The sequence below is a fragment of the Ktedonobacter racemifer DSM 44963 genome, assembly GCF_000178855.1.
GTDB lineage: Bacteria > Chloroflexota > Ktedonobacteria > Ktedonobacterales > Ktedonobacteraceae > Ktedonobacter > Ktedonobacter racemifer.
Genome location: NZ_ADVG01000001.1, coordinates 795,647 through 819,193, shown reverse-complemented (window position 1 = coordinate 819,193; position 23,547 = coordinate 795,647). Strand labels below are relative to the sequence as shown.

18 protein-coding genes and 1 pseudogene are annotated in these 23,547 nt (G+C 57.1%); 4 read left to right on the top strand and 15 right to left on the bottom strand.

Annotated elements, in window-relative coordinates; genetic code table 11:
• Positions 1-7 precede the first annotated feature (7 nt).
• The 3 genes from KRAC_RS60685 (at position 8) to KRAC_RS60680 (ending at position 3,447) form a co-directional block, all read left to right on the top strand.
• Positions 8-721 (top strand): TetR/AcrR family transcriptional regulator, encoded by a 714-nt coding sequence (locus tag KRAC_RS60685; RefSeq protein ID WP_007904641.1) that lies wholly within the window; start codon positions 8-10, stop codon positions 719-721.
• Between the two features lie 160 nt (positions 722-881).
• Positions 882-1,811 (top strand): ABC transporter ATP-binding protein, encoded by a 930-nt coding sequence (locus tag KRAC_RS03745; RefSeq protein ID WP_007904639.1) that lies wholly within the window; start codon positions 882-884, stop codon positions 1,809-1,811.
• Positions 1,798-3,447: an ABC transporter permease subunit gene (locus tag KRAC_RS60680; RefSeq protein ID WP_007904629.1), complete on the top strand. Its 1,650-nt coding sequence runs from the start codon at positions 1,798-1,800 to the stop codon at positions 3,445-3,447. The genes KRAC_RS03745 and KRAC_RS60680 overlap by 14 nt, the downstream gene beginning before the upstream one ends.
• 101 nt (positions 3,448-3,548) lie before the next feature.
• Here the strand turns inward: KRAC_RS60680 and KRAC_RS03735 are convergent, their stop codons facing one another.
• The 6 genes and pseudogenes from KRAC_RS03735 to KRAC_RS03715 form a co-directional block, all read right to left on the bottom strand.
• Positions 3,549-3,890, bottom strand: coding sequence for a hypothetical protein (locus KRAC_RS03735; protein WP_007904628.1), 342 nt, complete (start codon positions 3,888-3,890; stop codon positions 3,549-3,551).
• A gap of 122 nt (positions 3,891-4,012) precedes the next feature.
• Complete coding sequence (locus KRAC_RS03730) at positions 4,013-5,611, bottom strand: alpha-amylase family glycosyl hydrolase (protein WP_007904627.1); 1,599 nt, start codon at positions 5,609-5,611, stop codon at positions 4,013-4,015.
• Between the two features lie 260 nt (positions 5,612-5,871).
• Complete coding sequence (iscB, locus tag KRAC_RS03725; RefSeq protein ID WP_007904625.1) at positions 5,872-7,185, bottom strand: RNA-guided endonuclease IscB; 1,314 nt, start codon at positions 7,183-7,185, stop codon at positions 5,872-5,874.
• A 184-nt stretch (positions 7,186-7,369) separates the two neighbouring features.
• Positions 7,370-8,665, bottom strand: coding sequence for an RNA-guided endonuclease InsQ/TnpB family protein (locus KRAC_RS03720; protein ID WP_007904624.1), 1,296 nt, complete (start codon positions 8,663-8,665; stop codon positions 7,370-7,372).
• A gap of 32 nt (positions 8,666-8,697) precedes the next feature.
• Positions 8,698-8,910: pseudogene (locus tag KRAC_RS65250) on the bottom strand (MerR family transcriptional regulator); the annotation flags it as partial.
• A 373-nt stretch (positions 8,911-9,283) separates the two neighbouring features.
• Positions 9,284-9,577: an antibiotic biosynthesis monooxygenase family protein gene (locus tag KRAC_RS03715; RefSeq protein ID WP_007904623.1), complete on the bottom strand. Its 294-nt coding sequence runs from the start codon at positions 9,575-9,577 to the stop codon at positions 9,284-9,286.
• 318 nt (positions 9,578-9,895) lie between these two features.
• Between KRAC_RS03715 and KRAC_RS03710 the strand changes: the two genes are divergently transcribed.
• Positions 9,896-10,654: a hypothetical protein gene (locus KRAC_RS03710; RefSeq protein WP_007904622.1), complete on the top strand. Its 759-nt coding sequence runs from the start codon at positions 9,896-9,898 to the stop codon at positions 10,652-10,654.
• A gap of 79 nt (positions 10,655-10,733) precedes the next feature.
• On the opposite strand, the gene KRAC_RS03705 is transcribed toward KRAC_RS03710, so the two are convergent.
• The 9 genes from KRAC_RS03705 to KRAC_RS70135 all read right to left on the bottom strand — a co-directional run bounded on the left by KRAC_RS03705 (position 10,734) and on the right by KRAC_RS70135 (position 23,295).
• Entirely contained in the window at positions 10,734-13,184 is a 2,451-nt protein-coding gene (locus KRAC_RS03705; RefSeq protein WP_007904621.1) for a serine/threonine protein kinase, read from the bottom strand.
• A 107-nt stretch (positions 13,185-13,291) separates the two neighbouring features.
• A complete protein-coding gene (locus KRAC_RS03700) occupies positions 13,292-16,114 on the bottom strand; it encodes a baseplate J/gp47 family protein (RefSeq protein ID WP_169460853.1) in 2,823 nt (940 codons plus the stop codon).
• 344 nt (positions 16,115-16,458) lie between these two features.
• The gene (locus KRAC_RS60675; protein ID WP_007904618.1) at positions 16,459-19,071 is read right to left on the bottom strand and encodes a serine/threonine-protein kinase; all 2,613 of its coding nucleotides are present in this window, start codon (positions 19,069-19,071) and stop codon (positions 16,459-16,461) included.
• A 234-nt stretch (positions 19,072-19,305) separates the two neighbouring features.
• On the bottom strand, positions 19,306-19,851 hold the full coding sequence (locus KRAC_RS03690) for a hypothetical protein (protein WP_007904616.1): 546 nt from the start codon (positions 19,849-19,851) through the stop codon (positions 19,306-19,308).
• 311 nt (positions 19,852-20,162) lie between these two features.
• Positions 20,163-20,753 carry a hypothetical protein gene (locus tag KRAC_RS03685; RefSeq protein ID WP_244421951.1) on the bottom strand — a complete coding sequence of 197 codons (591 nt, stop codon included), beginning with the start codon at positions 20,751-20,753 and terminating at the stop codon, positions 20,163-20,165.
• On the bottom strand, positions 20,714-21,214 hold the full coding sequence (locus KRAC_RS60670; protein WP_007904614.1) for an IS1/IS1595 family N-terminal zinc-binding domain-containing protein: 501 nt from the start codon (positions 21,212-21,214) through the stop codon (positions 20,714-20,716). The genes KRAC_RS03685 and KRAC_RS60670 overlap by 40 nt, the downstream gene beginning before the upstream one ends.
• A gap of 131 nt (positions 21,215-21,345) precedes the next feature.
• Positions 21,346-21,618 carry a hypothetical protein gene (locus KRAC_RS03675; RefSeq protein WP_007904613.1) on the bottom strand — a complete coding sequence of 91 codons (273 nt, stop codon included), beginning with the start codon at positions 21,616-21,618 and terminating at the stop codon, positions 21,346-21,348.
• Positions 21,619-21,824: 206 nt separating this feature from the next.
• The gene (locus tag KRAC_RS70140) at positions 21,825-22,235 is read right to left on the bottom strand and encodes a hypothetical protein (protein ID WP_157506295.1); all 411 of its coding nucleotides are present in this window, start codon (positions 22,233-22,235) and stop codon (positions 21,825-21,827) included.
• A gap of 592 nt (positions 22,236-22,827) precedes the next feature.
• Positions 22,828-23,295: a hypothetical protein gene (locus tag KRAC_RS70135; protein WP_007904611.1), complete on the bottom strand. Its 468-nt coding sequence runs from the start codon at positions 23,293-23,295 to the stop codon at positions 22,828-22,830.
• Positions 23,296-23,547 lie beyond the last annotated feature (252 nt).

Genomic DNA, 23,547 nt, shown 5'->3' with positions numbered 1-23,547 from the left:
CTAGGATATGGCACGAGTCGTTAACGAGGCAGCCCATGCAGCCAGGCGCAACGCTATTCTTGACGCGGCCCAGCGGGCTATTGCGACCAAAGGTTATGAGCAGATGGCAATTGCTGACCTGCTGGGTGAGCTGGGCATTTCTTCTGGGGCGTTCTATCACTACTTTGATTCCAAGCCAGCATTGCTCGCGGCACTTGTCGAACGCATGGGGAGCGCGGTTGAAGCCCAAATGCTCCCCATCGTTCATGATCCAGAATTGGGCGCGATTGAAAAGTTTCAGCGTTTCTTTGCTACGGCCGACCGCTGGAAGTTGGCGCATAGAGACCTGGTGCTTGCGTACACTCGTGTCTGGTATGCCGATGATAATGCCATTGTGCGCCATAAACTGCATTCCACCAGGATCAGACGCCTGGTTCCCTGGCTTGAGGAGATGATCCTGCAAGGCGTCCAGGAGGGCGTCTTCCAGACCTCTTATCCAGACCAGGCCGCGCGATTGATCATCTCCCTGCTGGAAGACCTTGGCTATGCGTGTGCTGAGTTGCTTCTCTCTGAGGACTGCTCGCTTGCAGATTTGCCTTGCCTTGAGCGGATCGCTGCCGCAACCTCTGATGCCATGGAGCGGGTGCTCCGAGCACCCGCCAATAGCCTGTGGCTCGCTACGCGCGAAGACCTCGCTCAATGGCTGCCACCCTCTCCTAATAGAGAGGAACAGGAGGTTTAAAGCATTATCCCATTTATAGGGTCCAAGCCAGCCCGCAACCACACCCCACTATCCGGCGAGCCACGCAGTGGCGAGAATTCACAGTTATTGCATTTTTTTCTTGCAAAGAGATTAGAAAAAGGAATGTTTAGAGCCTCTAAAAGAGGAAAAGGACGCTAACATGACAGCGATTATTGAAGTGGACCACCTGACCAAGCGCTATGGTAGCAAGCGCGGCATCACCGATGTCTCCTTCCAGGTGGAAGAGGGCGAGGTCTTTGGCTTTCTTGGCCCCAATGGCGCGGGCAAGACGACGACGATTCGCCTGCTGATGGCGCTGTTACGCGCCGACGCAGGCACCGCACGCATCGCTGGCCTGGACATCTGGCAGCAGTCCGTGGAGATCAAGCGCCTGGTTGGCTACCTACCGGGCGAACTCTCGCTTGATCCCAACCTGACCGGGGGCCAGATTCTCCAATACTTTGGCCATCTACGCGGCGGCATCGATCAGAGCTATCTCAAGCAACTGATTGCCCGGCTGGATTTCGATCCCACCCGTAAGATCCGCCAGTATTCCACTGGTAATAAGCGTAAACTTGGCATCATTCAGGCCTTTATGCATCGTCCGCGCCTGTTAATTCTGGATGAACCGACCAGTGGCCTGGACCCGCTGAACCAGCAAGAGTTTGATCGCATGGTTACAGAGGTGCGCGATGAGGGGCGCACGGTCTTTCTCTCTTCGCACGTCCTGACCGAGGTTGAGCAGACATGTAATCGCGTCGCCATTATTCGCGGTGGCCAGCTCGTGCGCATAGGTCTTATTACTGATTTGAAGGATATCAAGCGTCATGAGCTGACCATCACCTTTGCCAGCCCGGTTCCTGTCGAGGCCTTCAAAGGGCTTGCTGGTGTGGAACAGGTGGAATCGCTAGTCGATGGGCATACCTTGCGCCTGTTTGTACAGGGCCAGGCTGATGCTGTGATCAAAGAGGCGGCTCAGTTTTCCGTCATTGGTTTGACGAGCCACGAGCCTAGCCTGGAAGACATCTTTATGCGCTATTACGAGAGTGACGGTCAGGCCGTGAAGGAGGCCAGTCATGTGGTTCACTAGCGTCTACCTCAAGACCCTGCGCGAGGCCCGTATCGCCATTTTGGGCTGGGGCCTGGGCTTGGGCCTGCTCATGTATGCCGTGCTCACCGCCGTTCCCTCACTGATAAATACGGCGCAGGCACGGGCCGCGCTCGTCAGCCTGTCTAGCTCGTATGCCTGGCTGGCAGAGCCGGTCGCCGTGGATACCCCCGGAGGCTACGCGACCTTTAAGTACGGTTTTACCATCTTGATCGTCGCCATCTGGCCGCTCCTGGTGTGCAGCCGCCTGCTGCGTGGCGAGGAGGAGCGCGGCTCCATGGATGTCCTGCTCTCGCTGCCGCGTGGACGCGTGCGCATCGCGCTGGAGAAGCTGGCCGCTGTATGGACCGCTCTGCTGGGTATGGGCCTGCTTATCGGGCTCCTGACCTTTGCGGGCGGCCAGTCTGCGAAGGCATCCTTTGGTCTGGGCGACGCCCTGCTCTATGGCTTGAATGTGTCACTCATCAGCGCTGTGTTTGGATCGATCGCGCTGCTACTCTCCCAATTCTTTCCTGAGCGCGGCAAAGCGGCTGGCGTGACTGGTGGCCTGCTGGTACTCTTTATCATGCTGGATATGGTACACCGGGTGACACCCAATACCGAATGGATCAGCCGTTTGTCTCCCGTCTACTACTATAATCTGAGCAAGCCTCTGGTGCCGGGTCACAGCGCCGACACTCTTGGGCTACTTGTCCTGCTGGGCCTGAACGTTCTGCTGAGTGTCGCGGCGCTGGTTTTCTTTATACGGCGCGATATTGGGAGTGTGGTGGCTTTGCCACGCTGGCTGCGCCTGCCAGAGCGAACTATGTCCCTGGAGCGGGCGCTCCCGGTGAATTCCTGGTCGCTGAAGTCGGTCTATACACGCAGCCTGGGGATGATCATAGCTCCCGCCTGCTGGTGGACGCTGGGTATCGCTGGCTTTGCCGGGTGGATCGTTGTGATTGTGAAGCAATCTGAGGCGCAGCTCACCTCCATGTACCAGGGCTCACCTTTGCTCAAAGGTTTTATTACAAAAGTTGGTGGGAGTGATATCAGTACTAACGCAACCCTGCTGAGTGCGCTCTTCTCCTTCCTGCCGTTGCTCCTGATGGCCTTCGCCATTACCCAGGCCAGCCGCTGGTCATCTGATGAAGAGGATGGTCTTCATGAAATGGTGCTGGCAACGCCGCAGTCGCGCCTGACTGTCATTCTAGCACGCTTTGGCGCGCTCACCACGGCCACGGTGCTTATCGGCCTGGTGACCCTGGGCGTGACTGCGCTGGCCTCGGTCGCCAGTGGCCTGAAGCTCGACGGAGGTAACCTGGCTGCCGCGACGCTCTCGCTTATTCCCCTGGGGTTGCTGATGGCCGCCATCGGCTACCTGCTCTCGGGCTGGCTGCGCGCGGCGGTGGATACTGGTCTCTTGAGCTTCTTGCTGGTGATCTGGTTTTTTATCAGCTATGTCGGTCCAGAGCTAAGTTGGCCAGAGACGACGCTACGCCTCTCCGCCTTTTACTACTATGGAACGCCGCTGATTCATGGCCTGTCGCTGGGCAATATGCTAGGGGTGCTGGCGGTTGCCATCGTGGCCCTGGTCCTGGCGGCGGCGCGCTTTGTCCGCAAAGATATTGGGCGCTAAGCGGTGAATTCACGTAGTTTGTAGGGTCCATGCTTGCATGGACTCTCTTACACGTGGAAAGTCGCTACGCTCGCAAGTCCATGCAAGCATGGACCCTACTTTTAAAATATCAGCAGGTGAAAGCCATTTTTGAGTGTGATTGGTTGGTTTTTGTAGAAGGATTTCCAGGCGTACTTGCTCATATGGGCCTGGGTGCGAATGCGATCTAGCAGTTCATCGCAAAAGTGTTCCGAGGCAAATAAAATAGCGCGATGAAGTTCTGTGCGTTGGCGAGTGATATCATTGGCCAGGAGGTCTAGCTGGCGTTCATTGTAGGGAAGGTGCTGAATGGCGAGCCGTGCCAGGTAGGCCCATTGCTGATAGGGGAGACGCAGCGCCGCGTAGCGCTGGCTGATATAGGCCGCCAGGGTTGGGAAATCGGGCTTGTCGTGGTAATCGATCATGACGTGCATTCCTCCTTCCTGGATACTGGAATGAGAAAAGCATACCACGGGCCGACACGAAAAACAATATATATAAATGGAGAGAAGAGGAGCATGTTCCTCTTCTCTCCACTTATATATATTTAAGCTAGCTTGATCAGGCAGCCTTCGTGGGCGCGGAGCTGGAGGTGCGCCAGGTCGACATCTTCTTCGCGGTCCAGGTGAGTGGAGAGGATGATGCGTCCCTGACCTGCTGGCAAGGGTTTCACTATCTGTTCGGCATCTGCGAAGTTGAGGACGACCAGGTAGCGTGCACCCTCGTGTTCGCGCAGAAAGGCGAAGCAGTTGGCGTTATCCTGGTCCAGGGTCTGGTAGGTACCCTGCGAGAGCGCCGGGAGTGCGCGGCGCAGCGTCAGGAGCGTGCGCGTCAGAGTCAGGAAGGAGCATGGGTCCTGCTGTTCCGCGGCGACGTTATTGTTCTGGTAGTCTGAGGCGATGGGAAGCCAGGTCTGGACACCCGCCGGGCTGAAGCCCGCGTTCGGCGTGTCGTCCCACTGCATGGGTGTGCGATTGGGATCGCGGCTATTGACGGGATTATCCTTGCCCTGGGGATCATGCATCATCTCAGGCGGAATCGCTACGTTCTGCATGCCCAGTTCATCGCCATAGTAGCAGGTGGGGGTGCCGCGTAGGGTCAGCAGGAGCATCTGTGCTACGCGTGCCTGCTCGCGACCCAGGCGTGAGGCCACGCGTGGACGGTCGTGATTCCCCAGCACCCAGTTGGGCCAGGCCCCCTCGGGCAGGGCCTCCTCATACTCATGGACCATGCTCTGGATGGTGCGCGCCTCCCAGGTTGGCGTGGTCACAAACTGGAAGTTGAAGGGGAGATGGGCCTCGTCCAGCATCTCGCCATAATAATGCATCAGGCGGTGGATGGGGAGGTAGATCTCGCCGATGAAGACCCGCTCGCCAAAATCGTCGAGGGTCTTGCGCATCTCGCGTACAATCTCGTGTATGCCGGGCTGATCCTCAGTATAGCGGCCTTCCTGGCGGGCATAAGGGGGATCGCCGGGCTTCCAACCTGGACGCTGTGGGTTGTCGCGCAATTGTTCATCTTTAAGTAGCATCCAGAGTACATCGACGCGGAAGCCATCGATGCCGCGCTCCAGCCAGAAGCGCAGGACATTATACATCGCTTCGCGCACATCGGGATTGCGCCAGTTCAGGTCAGGCTGCTTAACATCAAACATATGCAGATAGTATTGTCCCGTCTGCTCATCGAACTGCCAGGCCGAGCCACCAAAGAAACTGGTCCAGTTATTGGGAGGGCCACCATCGGGCGCGGGATCATGCCACATATACCAATCGCGGCGCGGATTGTCGCGGCTAGAGCGTGACTCCTGGAACCAGGGATGCTCGTCCGAGGTGTGGTTGGGCACGAAGTCGAGGATGACCTTGAGGTCACGCTTATGAGCCTCCACGATGAGTTGCTCCATATCGGAGAGCTTGCCGAAGATCGGATGGACATCGATATAATCGGCGATGTCATAGCCGAAGTCGGCCATAGGTGAGGGGTAGATCGGCGAGAGCCAGATCGCATCGACGCCAAGCCAGCGGAGATAATCGAGTTTGCTAATAATGCCAGGGATGTCACCGATGCCATCCCCATTGCCATCCATAAAGCTACGTGGATAGATCTGATATATAGTCCCGGTCTGCCACCAGGAGGGAGTCTGCGTCATAGATTAAAAATTACCTCTCTGTAAAGGATTCTGTTTTGTATAGTAGAGCATGAATATGAAGGATGCAAGAGGGCAGAGCTTATCCTGGTCAAAAGGTTTTTTCTTTACGCCTGCGGCGCTTCAGGAGTAAGTGTGTGATACGTGGGTTCGGGCATCTGCCCGAACCCACGTATCACAGAATGCGACCACATTCCTCCCCCGCGCTTTCGCCGGGGGAGGAATGTGGTCTTCCTTTCAGGCTGGTTGGGTGGTGCGGCTGGTTATGCTCCTGCATAGGGAACTCCTTTGGTGTAACTGTACCCATCGCATCTCTGAATGGGCCGACAGTACTGGTATCCCACACCGGCTACACGGGTCCCTGGCTTCGTCGTGATGTCGAAGGACCCCGTTGCCCGAGCCTGCACCCGCCCCACATGGGTGCCTGCCGTCTTCAGTGGCTCTGGCACCACTGCCCGGACCAGGTCGCCGGTTTGATAGCCATGATGCATCTTCTGTCGTTGGCGGTGGCGAATCGGGAACCCATGTTTGTCTGTCCCGCACATTTGCCGGTTGCCGTGCCCGCTGGCCTTGATACACAGCGGCACGATCCCTTCTGCATGAATGCTCTCAGGCGTCGATCTGCCCACGCAGGCTGCATCAAGCCAGTGTGTTTTCGCCAGCCCTCTCTTCGTTCTATTGAACTTCGTGAGCCCACCGCTGCCACACTCTATCGGCAGGCCGAACGGTTTCAATCGCTCAAAGAGCGCCCATCGCGTTGCATTGACGGCAGTCGCATCTTTGAGCGGTGCCTTCGCCTGAGCCACGAGTCTGGCAAGCAGTTCCGGCTTTTTCTTGAGAAACACCGCAATATCCTGCGTGCCCTTTTTCTGGTTACATGGCCCGCAGGACAGCGTGAGATTTGAGGCTCTCTCGGTGCCCCCCTTCGCCTTTGGCTGCATGTGCTCTATCTGCAGCGGCACATTGGACCTGCCGCAGTAGGCACACGTGCGGTGCCACTTGTCGAGCAGGTATTCTCTGAGCTCGTATCCTGCCAGCGTTCCCTGCTGATACTCTGCCCCGCACATCTCAGGGTTTTCCATCTGCTGGAGATCGAATTTGACCAGCTCCATGCTGATCGAGCTGACCGGGCACAGCTTTTGGAGGCGGTGTACGAGGCTCGTGATATTGCTGATCCGACTCTGCAACGAGGGTGGGAGCCAGCCCTTTGGTCTGCGCCGATTGCGGAAACGTGGTTTTCTGTATCTGGTCTGGCGGTTCCTGCGTGAGCGGCGCACTCCTCGGCGCGATTGCAGAGCATCCTTGATCGCATGTCCGCGATGAGAGAGGTCGGCGGCAAAAACCACCTGACCGGACTGGTCACTGACCAGGGCGACGCCGGTGGTGTTGCTCCCTGGATCAAGCTTGAGCCTGAGCGGGGCCAGTGTTGGCTGCTCTACGCTGGTCTTGAGCACAATCGTGAAGGGAGAGCGTTTGAGCACGGCAGCCTTGCCCGATGAAAGCAAGATGCGTGCGCGACCCGGATGCACCGGGTTCAAAGGGTGCAGGTCGGTATCGACAACGAAAACGTAGGACATACGATGGACTGCTACCTTTCTCATACTCGAATGTGCGCGAACACTCCCGAGCGGTCAGTTCTTCCTGCTTCATCGTCAATAGCCAGCGCACGGGAACCTTTGGATCAGCCCTCCCGTTTTGGTCTCACATCAACTCCCCAGGCATTTTACGTCCGGCGGTAGCCACTCTCCAGGACGGCCAGCTTTACGCGTGAAGCTGGCGAAGCTGTTGTGTTGCCAACCACAGCAAATTCAAGGCGGCATTGAGATCCCGGTTGATCACCAGCCCACAGGCCAAGCACTCATAGGTGCGGTGTTTGAGCGGCATGCGTTTCTTGACCTGCCCACAGCACGAACAGCGTTTGGTGGAAGGAAACCAGCGCGAGGCGATGAAGAGATCTCCCCCGGCGTTGGCCACTTTGGTCTTGAGGAACTGCAAGAGTTGCCCCATCGCGGCATCAGCCACGGCACGCGAGAGCTTCCGGTTGGCCATCATCCCCAGGATGTTGAGGTCTTCGATGCCAATGACCCCACAGGTGCGCGCCAGTTCGGTCGTGAACGTGTGCTGCACATCCCGCCGGATGTTGGCGATCTGCTGATGCTTGCGTGCGACCTTGAGCCGCTGTTTCTCGTAATTCCTGCTGAACACGGTTCGCTTGGTTTGCGGGTCTTTCGTCTTCTGTTTCTTACTGAGTTGGCGTTGCAGCTTGCCGAGTTTCTTGAGATGGAGCGCTAAAGGCCTTTGGTTCTCAAGCCTGCGTCCATCACTCACCACAGCAGCTTGCTTTACGCCCACATCTACCCCCACCACTGCTTCGGGCGTTGTGGGGCGCTCCCGTGCGATGTCTACTTGAATGGAGACGTACCAGTGCCCCGCTTCACAGCAGACCGTCGCCCCCAGGATCTTGACCCGTTCGCACACGACGTGCTTGCGCTGGTTGCGCTTCTTCGTGGGAGTGGTGGCTTTCCCCTTTTCGACGAAGCGCAGTTTTTCGGCGATGTTCACCGTTCCCAGTTTGCGTAAGAGCTTGCCTCGGTCCTTCTTCGTTTGGCGTTGATCGAGGATAAAGCGGCCAAGCCCGGGAATCGAGATCCAATGGCTTCCCAAGGTGAATTTATCGTTCGACAAATAAAACGATTCGTGCGATTTTCCTTTCTTCTTGTATTTTGGGTAGTTCGATCTGCCCGCGAAGAAGTTGTCATAGGCGTTTTTGAGGTCATCGAACGCACCCTCCACCACACACTTCGTCACCTGATAGGTCCACGGATACTCCTGCTCCCGGATCTGGTTGAATTGCTTCTTGAGTGCGAGGGCATATGGCGGTTTGAGCACGCGCTGCTCTTGGGGAACGCTTTCCTGCTCAGCTTTATACGCCTGATACTGCTTTTCCCACTGCTCCCGTCCCCAGTTGTAGATAAATCGCCTCGTGCCACAGGCTCGTTTGAGATACTCCACCTGTTCAGGGGTGGGGTTCATCCGAATCTTGTGTGCGGTTTTCATCCTTGAGCGCCTTTTCTACCGCTTTGCGGGAATTCCGGTCGAGCAGGACGGGACACCCGGCAAGAGGCTCTCGTTCGGCGAGCGGCTGGCAGCTTCGGAAGGTTGAGCGCCGTGGTCAGATCGACCTCATGATAGGAGCGACGCCCAGAAAGCGTTCCTTTGGCTTTGGGCCTGCCTTCTCGATCCCAGCGCTGCACTGTTTTCACGCTGACATCCACCTGCTTGGCAAACGGTGCGACTGAGTACCTCTACTCATTCTCACTCACTTTCCCACACATTGTCAATACCTAGTATGTATCTCCTTTTGCTCGTTCCCGAGCCTCAACGCGGGGCAAGCCCCTTGTTGGTAATGGTGGCCTCGACGATGTTCTCAGGCGGCACATCCGACGAGCACTGGGTATACCCACGCCCTGTTTAACCCGCCGGTTGGAGAGCTGCACGCTGGCCTCGCACGCGCAGGTACGATCTTTGACACTCCCTGAGAACGGAGCCCCATCAACGTTGATGCACGCATCAGCGTCGGTGGCTGGGTCTGGTCATGTTCGGGCCTACAGACACCGGTGAGGATGCCTGCAAGCCCCAGCATGCATGCCGGGGTCCATGACACACTTACCTATCTCACATGCGGTGTACGACAAAATAGTTGTCCTGGTCGGCGTTCTCAATCAGTTCGTCCAGGCGCTCCATATGCATGTGGATCTCTGCGGGCGGTTCGCTTGCCAGTAGATCTTCCACGCTGGCCCAGAAGCTCATGACGATCAGGCGATTGGGATCACTATCGCTATGCTGAATCTGAGCACCTTTAAAGCCCTTCTGCTCCTGTGCGCTGGGGAGAATAATGTCGCGGAAGAGGGCAATGGCCTCCTCATATGTGCCCGGTACAAGACGGATGATCGAGGTGCGTACGTGCATGATCTACTGCCTTTCCGTGGTCTGAAACGCGGAATATATGCGTCTATTCTGCTCATATAATATCACACTGGCATGTGTGCCTATATCCAAAAACAACTCGGGTCAGTTGTGGAGTGGAATGTGCGCTGGTGGCTGCAGGCCACCAGCGCACATTCCACTCCACAACTATTTTTTTCTCACTCTAAAGGGTCAGGGGAGAATCACCCCTTCGTGGGATGTAGCAAGAAGTAGGGGTGGCATATACTGATTCGTACGTGTTGTGTAGCGGTTTGCATGGTGTGTGTTAGCCGGTTAATTTGGTTTGGAGGTTTGGCAGACATGGAGAACGAATATCAACGTGACCAGAATCTCAATGGTGAGCTGGGAGGCGAGCCTCAGCGCGACTTAGGTGCTGAACAGGGGACAGAAAAGAAGGGGCTGTTTGAGCGCGCGAAGGAATTGTTTCAGAAACCGAGTGAGCGGCACGACCAGGATGTAACACAGAGTGATGTTCCGCAACGCGATGAGGACCTGGCAGGACGTTCCTGGCAGGGTGATGCGGGTGCGTATGAGCAGGATCAGGGGGTGAAGCAGAGGCCGTCGCAGGGCGATGTTACCCAGCAGCAGAACATCAACCAGGAGCCGCTTCAAGGTGGTATCCCTCAGCAGGACCAGGATGTATCAGGGATGGGCCAGCGAGATGTCTACGAGCGTGATCAGGATCTCAATCAGGGACAGGGGCCGCTGGCAGGCAGGGATAGGGACGTGACCCAGAACCGCGATGTAAGCCAGGCCCCGTGGAGTGGGCAGCAATTTGATAACCAGCCAGAGGAGAACTTCTCGACGGAACCGACCAAGCAGACAGAATCAGGTTTCGACCTCATACGCGAGCGTGATGATGAGCCGCGAAGCGCTGGGTCCACGGGCGCGACAGGCGTGACGGGGAACGAGCCCTATACGCAAAGGGGCACCCAGGGAGACATTACAGAGAATCGCCCTCCTGATGTCGAGAGACGCCCCGATGATTTGATTGACAAAGCCAAGGATAAGCTTCAAGGCTTCTTTGGGAATCCCGATGACCCCAGCCCCGAACGCTAGAAATAAGGGTAAAGAAGGCAAAACAGCGATCATACCGGACATGTCCGGTATGATCGCTGTTTTGCCTTCTTTACCCTTATTATTGGCCAGTGCTGATGATGATGATTTTGATCTGGTCGGTCTCGGAGGGGAAGTGGTCGCTGTTGAAGGGGAGGCGGAGTTCGACGCGCGCCACGCCGGGTTGCTGGTTCAGGTAGGCAAGGGCGGTGGTGCTGGTCGAGCCTTTGAGATTAGTGGGCCAGCTTGCGATCTGGCTCTGACTGAAGTTGTAGATCCACTGGCCGTGTACCTGGATATTGAGATAGAGGGCGTTGTTCTGCCCGGCCTTGACGCTGGTTGTTCCAACCTGACTTACCTGGTCGTGGAGGGTATAGTTCGCTCCCAAGGAGTGTTGCGCCTCGGTGGTAAGGAGTTGCGCGGCGATATGCGTGGCTAGCTCTTTGTTGTAGACCAGGGTGTCGCCTGTGATAGTGATATCAATTTTGACCTGGTCGATGGCGGTTCCAACAGGCTGCTCGGGCGTGGTATTTATATCGTAGTGGGGTTGGGCGCCTAGAACCTCGCCGGAGGAGAGGTTCTTTTGGAATTGTTGCTCAAGCTGCTGGCGCAGGCGCGGGACGAGATCGGTTTTGACGTTATCGACGTCGCTCTGCTGGACGGTGTGGATGGTCTGGCCGTTGCTGCCGCCAGCGAAGGGGCTGGGATTGGCGACGCTAACACCTGGAACGCTGTAGTTGCCATCCAGGACATGCGCACCCAGGTTGCCCGCGTCCCCTGGCGTGGTGACGAGCGCCGGGATAACGGCGGTGGCGGGTTTATTGCTACGCTGTCCTTCGAGCTGTACGGCCTGGGTGGTGCGTATTGTCAGGCCATTACGGGTCAGAGTAACGATGCCCAGGTTCATGGGTAAGATGTTGCTATTGCTAAAAATAAGGGTGCCTGTGGCCTGGGTCGGGTTGCTGGTCTTGGTACCCGTGGCTTTGACGGTGCTATTGCCCTTCACTGTATATTTGAGCTGGCGCGCGGGAAGGCGGTGCGTGGTGGGGTCGGCGACCTGCACCGAGGGCGAGGCCGTCAGAACATAGGTATTCTGGAGGGATTTGCTCTCCGCTGTTACATAGACGGTGGCGACCGATGAGCCGCCGAAGAGGTTAAAGCCGAAGACACGCGGCACGATGAGTAAGAGCAGCGCAAGCGCCGTAAGGAACATAGATATGATGATCAAGGGGAGGGCGACGCGCCTCTGCTTGCGGCGTCGTTTGATCTTTCCCGGACGCATGACCTTGAAATCGGTGGGCTCCTCCGTCACGCGGTGCTGTTGAGTGTGGGCCATCGAAGGGCGAATATCGCCTGTTGTGCGCGCCCGGCGCTCCTGCATAATAATGGGCTGGGGCTGTGCGATCTCGGTATCCAGCGTCGTGCCCTGGTGAGGTGCCCCGGCAACCTCGCGCTTAAGCTCCTGGCTGGCGGCGGCTTCGCGTGGGAAGGGACGAGGTGAACGCCCGGTATTGGGTAGCGTGGCCTGGCCGTGGAGGTCCGCGGAGGTCTGACGTCTCTCCTCGTCGAGATCGGGGGCGAGGAATTGATCTATATGCTCTCCGGGTTGCCCATCACTATCGGTAAAGATTTCGACGCGCGGGCCAGAGGTGGCCTTGAGAAATGCCTCACGCAGCTCGGCCACGTTCTGGAAGCGCTGGGCTGGATCTTTGGCCATGGCTTTATACACAACCTCGCCTAATTCTATGGGAATGGAGGCGTCGCGGCCGCATGGTGAGGGGATGGGATTATAAAGCTGCATCTCGATGACGCGTACATCATCGGGATCGTCATAAGGTAGTTCACCGGTAAGCACCTGGTAAAGCAGGACGCCGAGCGCGTAAATATCGGTTAAAGGTGTGATGATGCCTCGTGTCTGCTCGGGGGCCATATAGTGTGGCGTTCCCGGCACCTGGTTGAGGGGAATGGGCTTCCCAGCCTGCGTGGGATCACCGGGCCAACTCGCTCCGGCGCGCCGCCTGCCACGGCCCGCAATGCTTTTACTCGGACGAACGAGGCCAAAATCAGCCAGGTAGAGGTGCGGAACCTTGCCGCGCCGCATCTCTAGCAGAACGTTCGAGGATTTAATGTCGCGATGGATCAGGTCCTCGTCGTGCGCATACTCGACGGCATCAAGAATCTGCTGATAAAGCGCGGTGACCTCCGCCAGATCCGGGAGACTACGCCTGAGATAGCTGGTAAGGGTGCCTCCATCGATAAAGGGCATCACCAGGAAGAGGACGCCGCGCTCCTCACCAAACTCAATTAAGGGGAGAATGTTTGGATGGTGCAGACGAGCGACTGTACGCGCCTCGCGCATGAAACGGCGGCGCATGTCCTGGTCAGTGGCATAGTCGCCCAGGATGACCTTGATGGCGACGCGCCTGCCAAAGGCACTGCGTTGCCGCCCCTCGTAGACGGCCCCCATGCCGCCTACACGGATGCGACGTATAACGTCATAATTTCCAAGTTGCTTGCCTTCCAACGACAGCATTGGCAGCAATGTTCCTTTCCAAGTTATTTGGTGCCTTACCCGTGTCAGGTAAATGAATGAATCGATTGTGTTCGAGGCAAAGCCTCGAACACAATCGATTCATTCATTTACCCTTTCCCTCCCTGGGCGGGTTGGGTTGGTGCGGTAACGGTGGGTGTGCCCTGGCCTGGGGGAACGTCGCCCAGACCCTCGATGTTCTGAATGGTAAAGGTGATCTGGTTGGGATCGCCTGGCAGGGTATCGCCGTCGACCTGGATATTATTGACCTTGCCTACGCCCTTGGTACTGCTCAGGATGGTCTGGGCCTCGTTGACGTGTTTCCCCGCGATATGCCGGGCCAACTCCTGCTCAATGCTGGTCGTGATCTGGTAGACCCAGATGCCTCGCGCCTCCATGACCCAGGAGATGCCTTTGTCATTCTGGCGCTGCTGAACGGCGCGTGTCTGGATCTTGCCAACCAGCTTGTAGCCGCTACCCAGGTCGGTATTGGCCTTATCCTGGAGCTTGCTCGCGACCAGGCTCTGGAGCTGTTGCCTGTTATAGACTTGGGCCGTACAGGTCACGCTGACACTGACACTGGTCGAAGGTACATTGGCCCCAGTATCGCCGATGGGTTGGCTATACTTCGGTGCCGTTGGTTGGCACTGCGGATTGCTTGCCATCTCCTCGCCGCTCTGTATCTGCCCGCGTAGCTTGGTCAGGGCGCTTTGCGTGGCCTGGGTTTGCAGATCATTCGCCACTTTGCCAGCCTCGTCAGTTGTGACAAAGGTATAGTTCTGCGGGTCCTGGCCGCCGCTAAAGCCACCCGTATTCTTCACGAGAATAGAGTTCCCGCCAGTGCAGCAATTTTTATTGATGGTCATGGCGCCGATGTTGCCATTGGCACCCGGATCGGCTGCGTGCGCGTTGACGGTGGCTGTGCCGAAAACACCCGCGCTCTGATTAGCGGGAGGGATAACGACTAGCGAATCGGTGACGACGGTAACATGGCCTCCGTTAGTAGTGATAAGCGTTCCACCGGCCAGTGAGAATGAGTTAGATGATCCATTTACAAAGGTAAGCACACCAGAAGAGCGCGTTCCTGGCGTTTGCTTGTGACCGCTGCCGTTGACGGTCCTGGTGTTGGATTGCACGGTCGCGGAGATCTGGCGGGCCGAGACCTCCAGCTTGGCCGGGTCGGGATTAGTCGTCACGCCATTGACGATGTAGTCATTCTTGACGAGCTGGCTATCAGGTGTGATCGTTACCGTCGCCGGGGATTGGCCCGTGATGGCGTGCAGGACCTGGGTACGCAGGGCGGGCTGGGCGTAGGCCGTCATGCCGCAGGCCGCCAGGAGGACGAGCACAACTACAGCCACGATGACCCAGGGCAGGCCACGGCGCTTCTGGCGCTGGTTGGGTTGGAAGCGTCCGCCGCCACCGCCACGACCGCCGCCACCGCCACGCGTTGGTGGCAGTCCACCGCCTCCACCGTTATTAGGCAGCGTTGCCGCTCCAGTACCCGCACCAACGGCGGCGGTCTTGCCAGTGTTGCGAGAACCGCTGGCAAGGGCCTCGCCCGCTGCAAGGCCAGCGGCGGCCCCAGCCGCGCCAGCCGCGACTATCTTACCGCTATTGCGCTTAGAGGTGCGGGTTGCCGGATCGTCGTTCACATTCTTCTTGTCAATTTTGCCGCTGGGGCGTCGCTTGCTCGCGAGGGCGGCGGCGGTTGCCGCACCCTCGGGATTGGCGCTCTTGAGATTGACGGTGGTGCGCCTGCGCGGAGCTACTGTCAGTTCGATGGGTTCTGGCTCTGGCGCGCCAGATCTGGAGTTGGACGTGGCCTTCGCGCCTAGCGCGCCACCCACGACGGCCGCGGCGCCCAGTCCTGCCAGGCCCGCGCCTCTTCCTGTGCCTTCTTCGTTCTCATCACGCGGCGAGATGCGTCCCCGGCCAGTCTTGCCGCGGTCTGTCTTACCAGTGGTCCGGCGCCTGGGGCCAGCTTCTTGCAGCTCACGCGATGGGCGTGGCGCTGGTGGGGTCTCACGCCGCAGGCTGAAGGGGCGTGGGGTTGCCTCGTCGTCCTCCAATGGCATATCGACGGTCTCATAGTCCTCGGCGCGCATCATGCCAGCGCGCTGGAGGCCAGGTCCTTTATCGCCGAACTGCTCATCCATTTGCTCAGGCGTGGGAGGGGCCAGCAGGTCACCCGCATCGTCAAAGGCCGGATCGAAGTCGAGTGGCTGTGGCCTCCCCTTCACGGGACTGATAGGCTCGGCATCCTCGTCCAGGTTCGGCGTGTTTGCCACCTCATCAAAGTCGGAATCATCCAGTGGCCCGTTATTGATAGTTGTAGCCCTGGTAGGGGCAGCCTTGCTCGGGCTAACAGGCTCGGCATCGACGATGCGTGGAAGTTGCTGCGCCTCCCGCTGTGGAGGACGCGAGGCCATAGTGGCCCCTGCCGCGGCGGCAGCTCCGCCCAGCACAACTGGATTGACCTCTTGCGATTTACGGCGACCGCTTCCCGATGGTGGCTCGTTGGCGTCTTGGCCTGCGGATGACGTAGTCAGAGGAGTATTCTTCTTAGCAGGCGTGGCGCTCTTCTTCTCGCCGCGCTTAAAGATGCCACCCAGGAAGCCAGTGGGTTTGGGTTCTGCCTCGGCGGCTGGCGTCTCCTCAAGTGATTGCGTAAAGCCTTCAAGCGATGAGAAAACCGTGAAGTTGCGATGGCGAGCGAAATTGGCGGGAGGCGAACCGCTGGGAGCCACAAATACAACCTGGGCATGCAGCTTCTTGCGGAGTGACTTGAGGCCATCAAAGTCCGCCGGGCGCTGAAAAGCTTTATTCTGGGCTGGCAAAACAACCGCAATCCTCTCGCGGCCGACCTTTTCCTGGGTAAGGATCGCTGTAAGCACATTTTTATGCTCATCATTGGCCGTTACATAGATCATGCCTATCTTCTGGCTGCGGGGATCATTAGGCCCCAACACATCCGAGCCATTTCCTTGTCTCATTGTACAAACCTCTGAATCCTTCAAAGTCGGTTTCTTCTCGCTCCGCAGATATTGTACTATATCGAGCTCTTCTCGTACATACCCACGTACCCGAAGGCAACGCGCATGGGCGCGCGGAGCGATGTTCCCGTACATGAAAATTGGCTTATAAGTGCTTCTTTATTAAGACTCATGAGTCCACTAACCATTGTTGGTATCACGCACCGCCCGTTTGCCGGGCTTCAAGGCCGAACCCAATTTCCCGATAACCATAGGTGCCACGTTTACGGCGCGCCGATTCATCACATGAAGGCAATACACATCCTGAAACGCGTTTCGTTCCCCTGGCACCATGCAAAAAATGGCGGAGAGGGCGTTTTGCCCAGGGGACATTGATGCGTGAAGGGTAGATTAGAGCAGCCGATGATAAATCGGCGCGCCGTAAACGTGGCGCCTATGGGATTCCCGAAAGGGAAATGGGTGCGTTGCGAATAGGGCATAAACATGGTTTGCCCCATAGGATTAAACGCTTGTGGAGCTGGTTTTGGCTGGTTGGTGATGGTAAAGGTGATCTGGTTGGGATCGTTGGGCAGGGTTGCGCCGTTGAATTGGATGTTGGCGCGGGCGACGCCATGGGTGTTCTGGAGCAGGGTTTGGGCCTCGGCAGGGTTCTTGCCGGCGATGAGACGGGCCAGGGCTTGCTGAGCGGTGACGTCGAACTGGTAGGCCCAGGTGCCCTGCGCCTCTATGACCCAGGTGACGGTATCGCCGTTCTGGCGCTGTTGGACGGGGCGCGTCTGGATCTGCCCAATCAATTTATAGCCAGCACCTAGATCGTTGTTAGCCTTGTCCTGGAGCTGGGGCGCGACCAGGCCTTGCATCTGCTGTCGAGAATAGGTGAAGGCGTTACAGCTAACGGTCACACTGATGGTGGTGCTGGCGACATTGGCCCCAGTATCGCCGATGGGGTTAGTGTAATTGATCGTATTTTTGCATTGTGGGTCGCCCGCCATCTCCTCGCCGCCCTGAAGCATCCCGTGTAGCTGCTGAAGGGCCTGCGCCTGCGCGCTATTCTGAAGCCCTCCGCTCACACCATCCACATCCTGTTGCGTGACAAAGGTATAGTTTTGCGGGTCCTGTCCACCAGTGAAAGGATTAGCGTTTTTGACAAAAACACTGTTATCCGTTTTACAACATATTTTGTTTATTGTTAAAGCTGGAATATTTCCTTGTGTTCCTGTTTGTGTTATGTGAGCTGTAATAGTACCTTGACCATTAACTTGGCGATTAGGATCAGCGGCAGGAATGCTTATTGGCGCATCGGTGATTGCTGTTAATCCATTTGGCGTTGATACTTGTGTTCCACTGGCTACTACAAAAGGCGTGGTGAATGATCCATTAAAGAATGTGAGTATTCCTGTTGCTCTCGTTCCTGCTGTTTGTTTTTTGCCGGTGCCCTGGATGGTCTGGGTGGTGGATTGGGCGCTGGTGGTAAGCGGGTGGGCCTGGACCTGGGACTGGGCGGCGTCGGGATTGGTGGGGACGCCGGTTACCTGGTAGGTATGTTGCTCAAGGTGGCTGGAGGTGGTCAGGGCGATGGTGGCGCGGTTGCCGTTCAGGAGGGTCGCGATGGGGCCTGACACGTCGCGCAGGCCGGGAAGGGCAAAGATCACACCTGTAACGAGGATGAGAACCAGGAGTGCGGCCAATAGAATGGGCACGACACGCCCCGTACCATTATATGTAGACGCGTGCTTTAGCAGCGTCGGTCGGAGAGCAGGTGTGATCGGTGAGTTTTCCATGCCGGAACGCGAGCGGCGGGCGGAGGATGGTAGCACGACCGGTCGGGGCTTTGGACGCAATTTGGGAGCAGGTGTGATGGATAGATTTTCACCGCTGCTCTCTATATCACTCTCCTCCACATCCTCTATAAATAAATAGCGGACAGGTGTGATCGATTCTCTGTCCAGGTATGCCCCCATTGAGTAACCGCGTACCATGTGCTCTTTAGGGTCGGACCTGGAAGGTGGGATTGATCCCTTATTCGTGTGTGCCACACTTCTAAAATCATCCCAAAGAGCCTCCGCATCCTGGTAGCGCTGTGTGGGATCGTGGGCGAGGGCGCGCAGGATGACGGCATCCAGGTCGGGCGAGAGGAGGGGCTGAAGACTGCTGGGCCTGGGCGGAGGCGTGAGCTGTTGCTGGCGTGCCAGGTCGCGTCCAACCTCGAAGAGGGTGTGGCGGAAGGGGAGGCGCCCGGTGCAGAGCTGGTAGAGGATTACGCCCAGGGCGAAGATATCGCTCTGAGGGAGGGCGCCGCCCCGGAACTGCTCCGGAGCCATATAGGGGAGTGTGCCCCCGCCGGGGAAGGTGTGATGGGTCGCGCTGACCTCGACCGCCAGGCCAAAGTCGCTCAGCACGGCCTGCTCTGAGCCATCGGGGAGGGCGCGAAAGAGAATGTTTAGCGGCTTGAGATCGCGATGAATCACACCATGGGCGTGGGCATAGGCCACGGCGCTACAGAGCTGGGGCGCGAGGGTCAGAATTTTATTGAGCGGGTAGGGCTGGCCTGGACGGAGGCGTTTATGCAGGTCGCCCCCGGCGGCATATTCCATTACTATATAAGGAATCATTGAGCCGCGCGTGGGGTCAACCAGCTCAAGTTTGAGGTCGCTATAGATATGTAGGATGTTGGGATGTTTCCACTGCGCGACCTTGGCGGCCTCCTTCACAAAGCGATCCAGTGTGCGCTGATCAAGCTCGTCGGGCTTGATGACCTTGATGGCGACCTCGCGCTGGTCGTGCTCATCCCAGGCCAGGCAGACATCGGCCATGCCGCCGCTACCCAGAGAGCCCAGGAGCTCATAGCGCTGTCCCAGGGTTTCAAATGCGCGGTTATAGCGCCACAATTTCACAATAGATGCCTCGCTTCCTTGCCATGGGTATATATGTTGAGGGAGTATACCCGATTAAAAGCATTATTGCATGTGAATAGACAAAAAGGCAACGTATTTGCAGGGACAGTGGAAAAGAGCTGCATAACGTCACAAAATTGGACGCGAATCGTCGAGGTATAGGAGGCGAAGACGCGCCTACACATTGAGTGTAGGCGCGTCCTGTGAGCGTGTATATAGATGTGGATGTGAGCGTTATTGATTAGGAGTGACGCTGGTGATTGCAGGAGCGTTCATCTCCGGGCTGTAGGTGGTGCTGGGCGCGTTAGACGCGGTGTTGGGCGCGCTAGGAGCCGTAGGAGCACTGGCTTCGGTGGCCTGGCTGGCGTCAGACATCGAGCTGCTCTGCTCGCTCATGTCGGAGGGATCGCTCTTCATCCAGCCACCACGCTTCATCATACCGTGATGATGGTGGTGGTGATAGCCTTTACCACTGATCTTGAGGATGCAGTTGGCATTCTTCTCAAGCTCAAGCTCGAAGTCGCGATTGACATTGACGGTCATGTTGGTACTATTCTTGCCATCGACGGCGAGAATGATAAAGGTGGAGCAGATTGAGAGGGCGCGTGGTGACCCTTTAGAGCCCATAGGATAGTCCTGGTGGCTCTGAGGCAGATTGGCCCGTCCAGGTGTAAGGCTGGAGGCGTGAACGGATGTCGTATGTCCAAAGGCCATGTAGAGGAGGAAGAGGCTGGTGATAGCGAATATGCATGTGCTTTTCTGGATGCACGAACGCGACATTCTCTGTTCCTTTCCACTGTGTCATCTCTGACGGTGAGGATGACAATTTGCTTTTCTTATAGTGATGGGTGCGGATGTGCTGATGCACGCTACAAGGTTCGCTCTACAAAACCATCCCAGGAGCCATAGCTGTTATCCGTAGATGAGTCTTCGCTATGTCTGCTCTCTATTGTTATAGAGGGTCAACCAAGCTCAAGCGTTAGTATACAGAGAAAACCAGAGCTACCACGGTGACGGCGTGCCGTCACCGTGGTAGCTCTGGTTTTCTCTGTATGACAAATTTTATGACAAAATTTTAGGTAGTGACTCCTCTAAGAGGTGATAGGGAGTCGAGTAGTCAACAAGTCTTGGAAGGACCAGAGATGATCAGTCACGCCCAGAGCCATTGCTGGAGATCGATGGTGATAGCGATGAACGCCATCGACAATCTGAAGCGGCAGGCGTAGAGCGTAATGAGCCCGATGGAAATTGTGATCGAAGATCTGCAAGCCGACCAGCGCATCCCAGGTCGCGTCTCGTTTGGCAAAAGCATGCGTCTTGCGGGTCAGCGCATTCAACCGATCACGCAACGCTCCATGAAGTCGCTCCACGTGCACGGTCCCGGCGGGTCCCTGGCTTGCTCCCATCGCCATGCGGATTGCTACTGACAGGAGGCGTCCATGCTCATCACGGTGTTTGACTGTTTGCGTCAACGACACGGTGTCAGGCACCACCAACTTGCGCCGTCCGGTTTTGCCCTGACGCGACTGGGGTTGGCGATAGGCACGATGGAGAATGGCCACATAGCCATGCCAGCCATCACTAAACCAGCAGAGCGGGCGGCGATGGGTTCGCAGGACCGTCCTGCTGACGGCCCGCGTCATCAGGTTCTCGCCCAGCGGTCCGGTGGCACTGGCAACCACGAAGCGGCTCTCTCGATCTTGGACGAGGCAAGCCCAGCGTGCTCCTTCGTCGGACGCCCCTTCAGTCCCCTTTTTTTCTGGACAAACGACCAGAACTCATCGATTTCCACCTGGCTCACGTGCAGATCGCAAGCCATCACCTGCGTCAGGGCCTCGGCATGCTCTGCTGCTCGCTTGAGCCAGACACTGATCGTTTCGTATTTGTGCCCGGTGATCTCCTCGGCAGCCCGCAAGCTGCCGCGCCGCATCACCACCAAGAGCGCTTGCGCTACCTCGGGGGCAGGCGTCTTCAACCCATACATCGGCGTGCCTTGCGTTGCTCCAAAGTACGTCTTACAGGTGCGGCACAGATACCGTTGCCGTCCCCGGTGGCTGCCATTGCGCACAACGCGCGGCCCTGAGCATGCGGGATTGGGACACGTTGGCAGACTGCTCTGCTCCTCTGCTTCTCGCTTGTTCATCGTTCACCTCCTCCTCTCTATTCTATCACCCCCTTCCGGAGTCACTACCAAATTTTAAAAGGGGCATAAAAATGGGAGGGAGCGTCTGAGACGCTCGCCTCCCTCGTTGTGCTTATAGGTCTGGCAGGTGCTTACCAGTAGTGGCAGCCGTACCAGCAGGTGCGATAGAAGCTGTGGTTAACGTTATAGCTGTAGCTAACGCTATAGATGTAGCTAACGTTATAGCTGCTGCCAATGCTGCTGCCAATGCCGCCACCCCATTGTGCGGTGGCATGAGTTTGTGCTTTCGTGGGGGCCAGGCTGGCCGCGGAAGCGGTATGGATGCTTCCAAACAATAGCGCTACTGCTACAACACCGCTAAGCATAACGAGACAGACAGCCTTGCGGAGAGTTGAAAGTGCCATTGTTCACTCCTTTCCCTCTGCTTGGGAATGTGCTTTGTCAGGTGCCGATTCCAGTCACGCCTTGAGAAAACGGCTGGAGTCGGACTGCTGGAAGCGGTGCGCTTATACCGCTTCACTTACCATCTGGCGTGGCCTCCAGGGTCACGCCAGCATTGGTTTTGCATGTGTAATTGTCTGATCTGGTCTTAAGAGCTGACCTCTGCTGGCTAGCGGAAGCCACGGCCACCGAAGCCACCGCCAAAGCCACGGCCTCCGAAGCCACGGCCGCCGAAGCCACCGCCGAAGCCACGACCGAAGCCGAAGCCACGACCGAAGCCAAAGCCACGACCGAAGCCGCCCCCGTAGAAGCCACGACCGAAGCCGCCCCCGTAGAAGCCACGACCGAAGCCAAAGCCGCGTCCATAGAAGCCACGGCCGCCGTAGAAGCCGCCTCCATAGAAGCCGCGACCGAAGCCAAAGCCGCGTCCGTAGCCATAGCCGCCCCAGCCATAGCCGCCCCAGCCGCGTCCGTAGCCATAGCCACCGCCCCAACCGGGGCCACCCCATGTAGTGGTTACATGAGTTTGTGCTTTTGTGGGGGTAAGGCTTGCTGCGGAGGCGTTAGCTGTCGTTCCCATGACTAAGGCAACGGCGACGATCGCGCTGAGCATAACCAGACATAGGGTTTTCCGTATGGCGGAAAGTTGCATGTCTTTTTTCTCCTTAGTGCCTGAGCCTAGATTGCTCCTGTCATGTGTACCGTTTGAGGATGCTACTACAAGTGATGCTTTCCAGGGGATGCACTACAGGTTTCTGCTTTTTCTGGTTTTAGTATACAGGCATGTATAAACTCATGTATGCTAGGGTGCCGCGCCTTTGATGAGTATGCGACTGAAACACTGTTCTTCTAAGTGGTGCTGCGTACGCTAGTAGCAGCTACTGGTGCCTGTGCGTATGTTTAGTTGATTCAATGAGTACACTTTGAAGATACGCTGTAGGTTACAGGGAGACTGGGGGCGCGACAGGATCGGGGAGAGATTGGAGAATGAGGTCATTTCTTCCTTTCGTTGGGTGGGGACCCAGCGGGATGAATGTCGCCACTGCAAATTTTTGAATTGCAATCTGACATGGCCTAATCTGACATATAGAGAACAGGACTTATGTGAGTCCTGTTCTCAGAAAGTTTGGATGATGCGATAGTTTAGAGGCTAGGCGTTATTTACAGCCGCACTAGAAGCCGAAGCCACGGCCACCGAAGCCACCGCCGAAGCCACGGCCACCGAAGCCACCGCCAAAGCCACGGCCACCGAAGCCACCGCCAAAGCCACGGCCACCGAAGCCACCACCAAAGCCACGACCGAAGCCGAAGCCACGACCGAAGCCACCACCGTAGCCGAGGCCAAAGCCTTTGTTGCCTTTGAAGCCTTTACCGCCACCGAAGCCACCACCAAAGCCATAGTCACCGAAGCCACCACCATAACCAGCGCCATAACCATAGTCACCGAAGCCACCACCATAACCAGCGCCATAACCATAGTCACCGAAGCCACCACCATAACCAGCGCCATAGCCGTAGCCAAGGCCTCCACCACAGCCGCAGGAGTGGGCCGAGGCGTGGCTGGTGGTGCCTACCATCAGCATCAGGGCGAAGACGACGGTAAATATGACCGTACAAACGGTCTTCTTAGCAAGTGACATGTTTGTTCCTTTCCTTGCTTAGGTTTATGCCAATTACTCCCTTGTCCTGTGCAGGAACGGGTTTGTTTGGGCATAAACCAACAACATTCCGGAAACTGTTTGTCTTCTCTTATGGCTCGAGAAGGCGATGTAGCGAGCTCTGTATGTTGCAGAGTTTGGCTACCAGTGCCATTATACGTAGGCTTATAAACTTATACATGTGTACATATGGAAGGGAAGGAACAGCATTGAATGGTGTGTGGCCCGACGTGT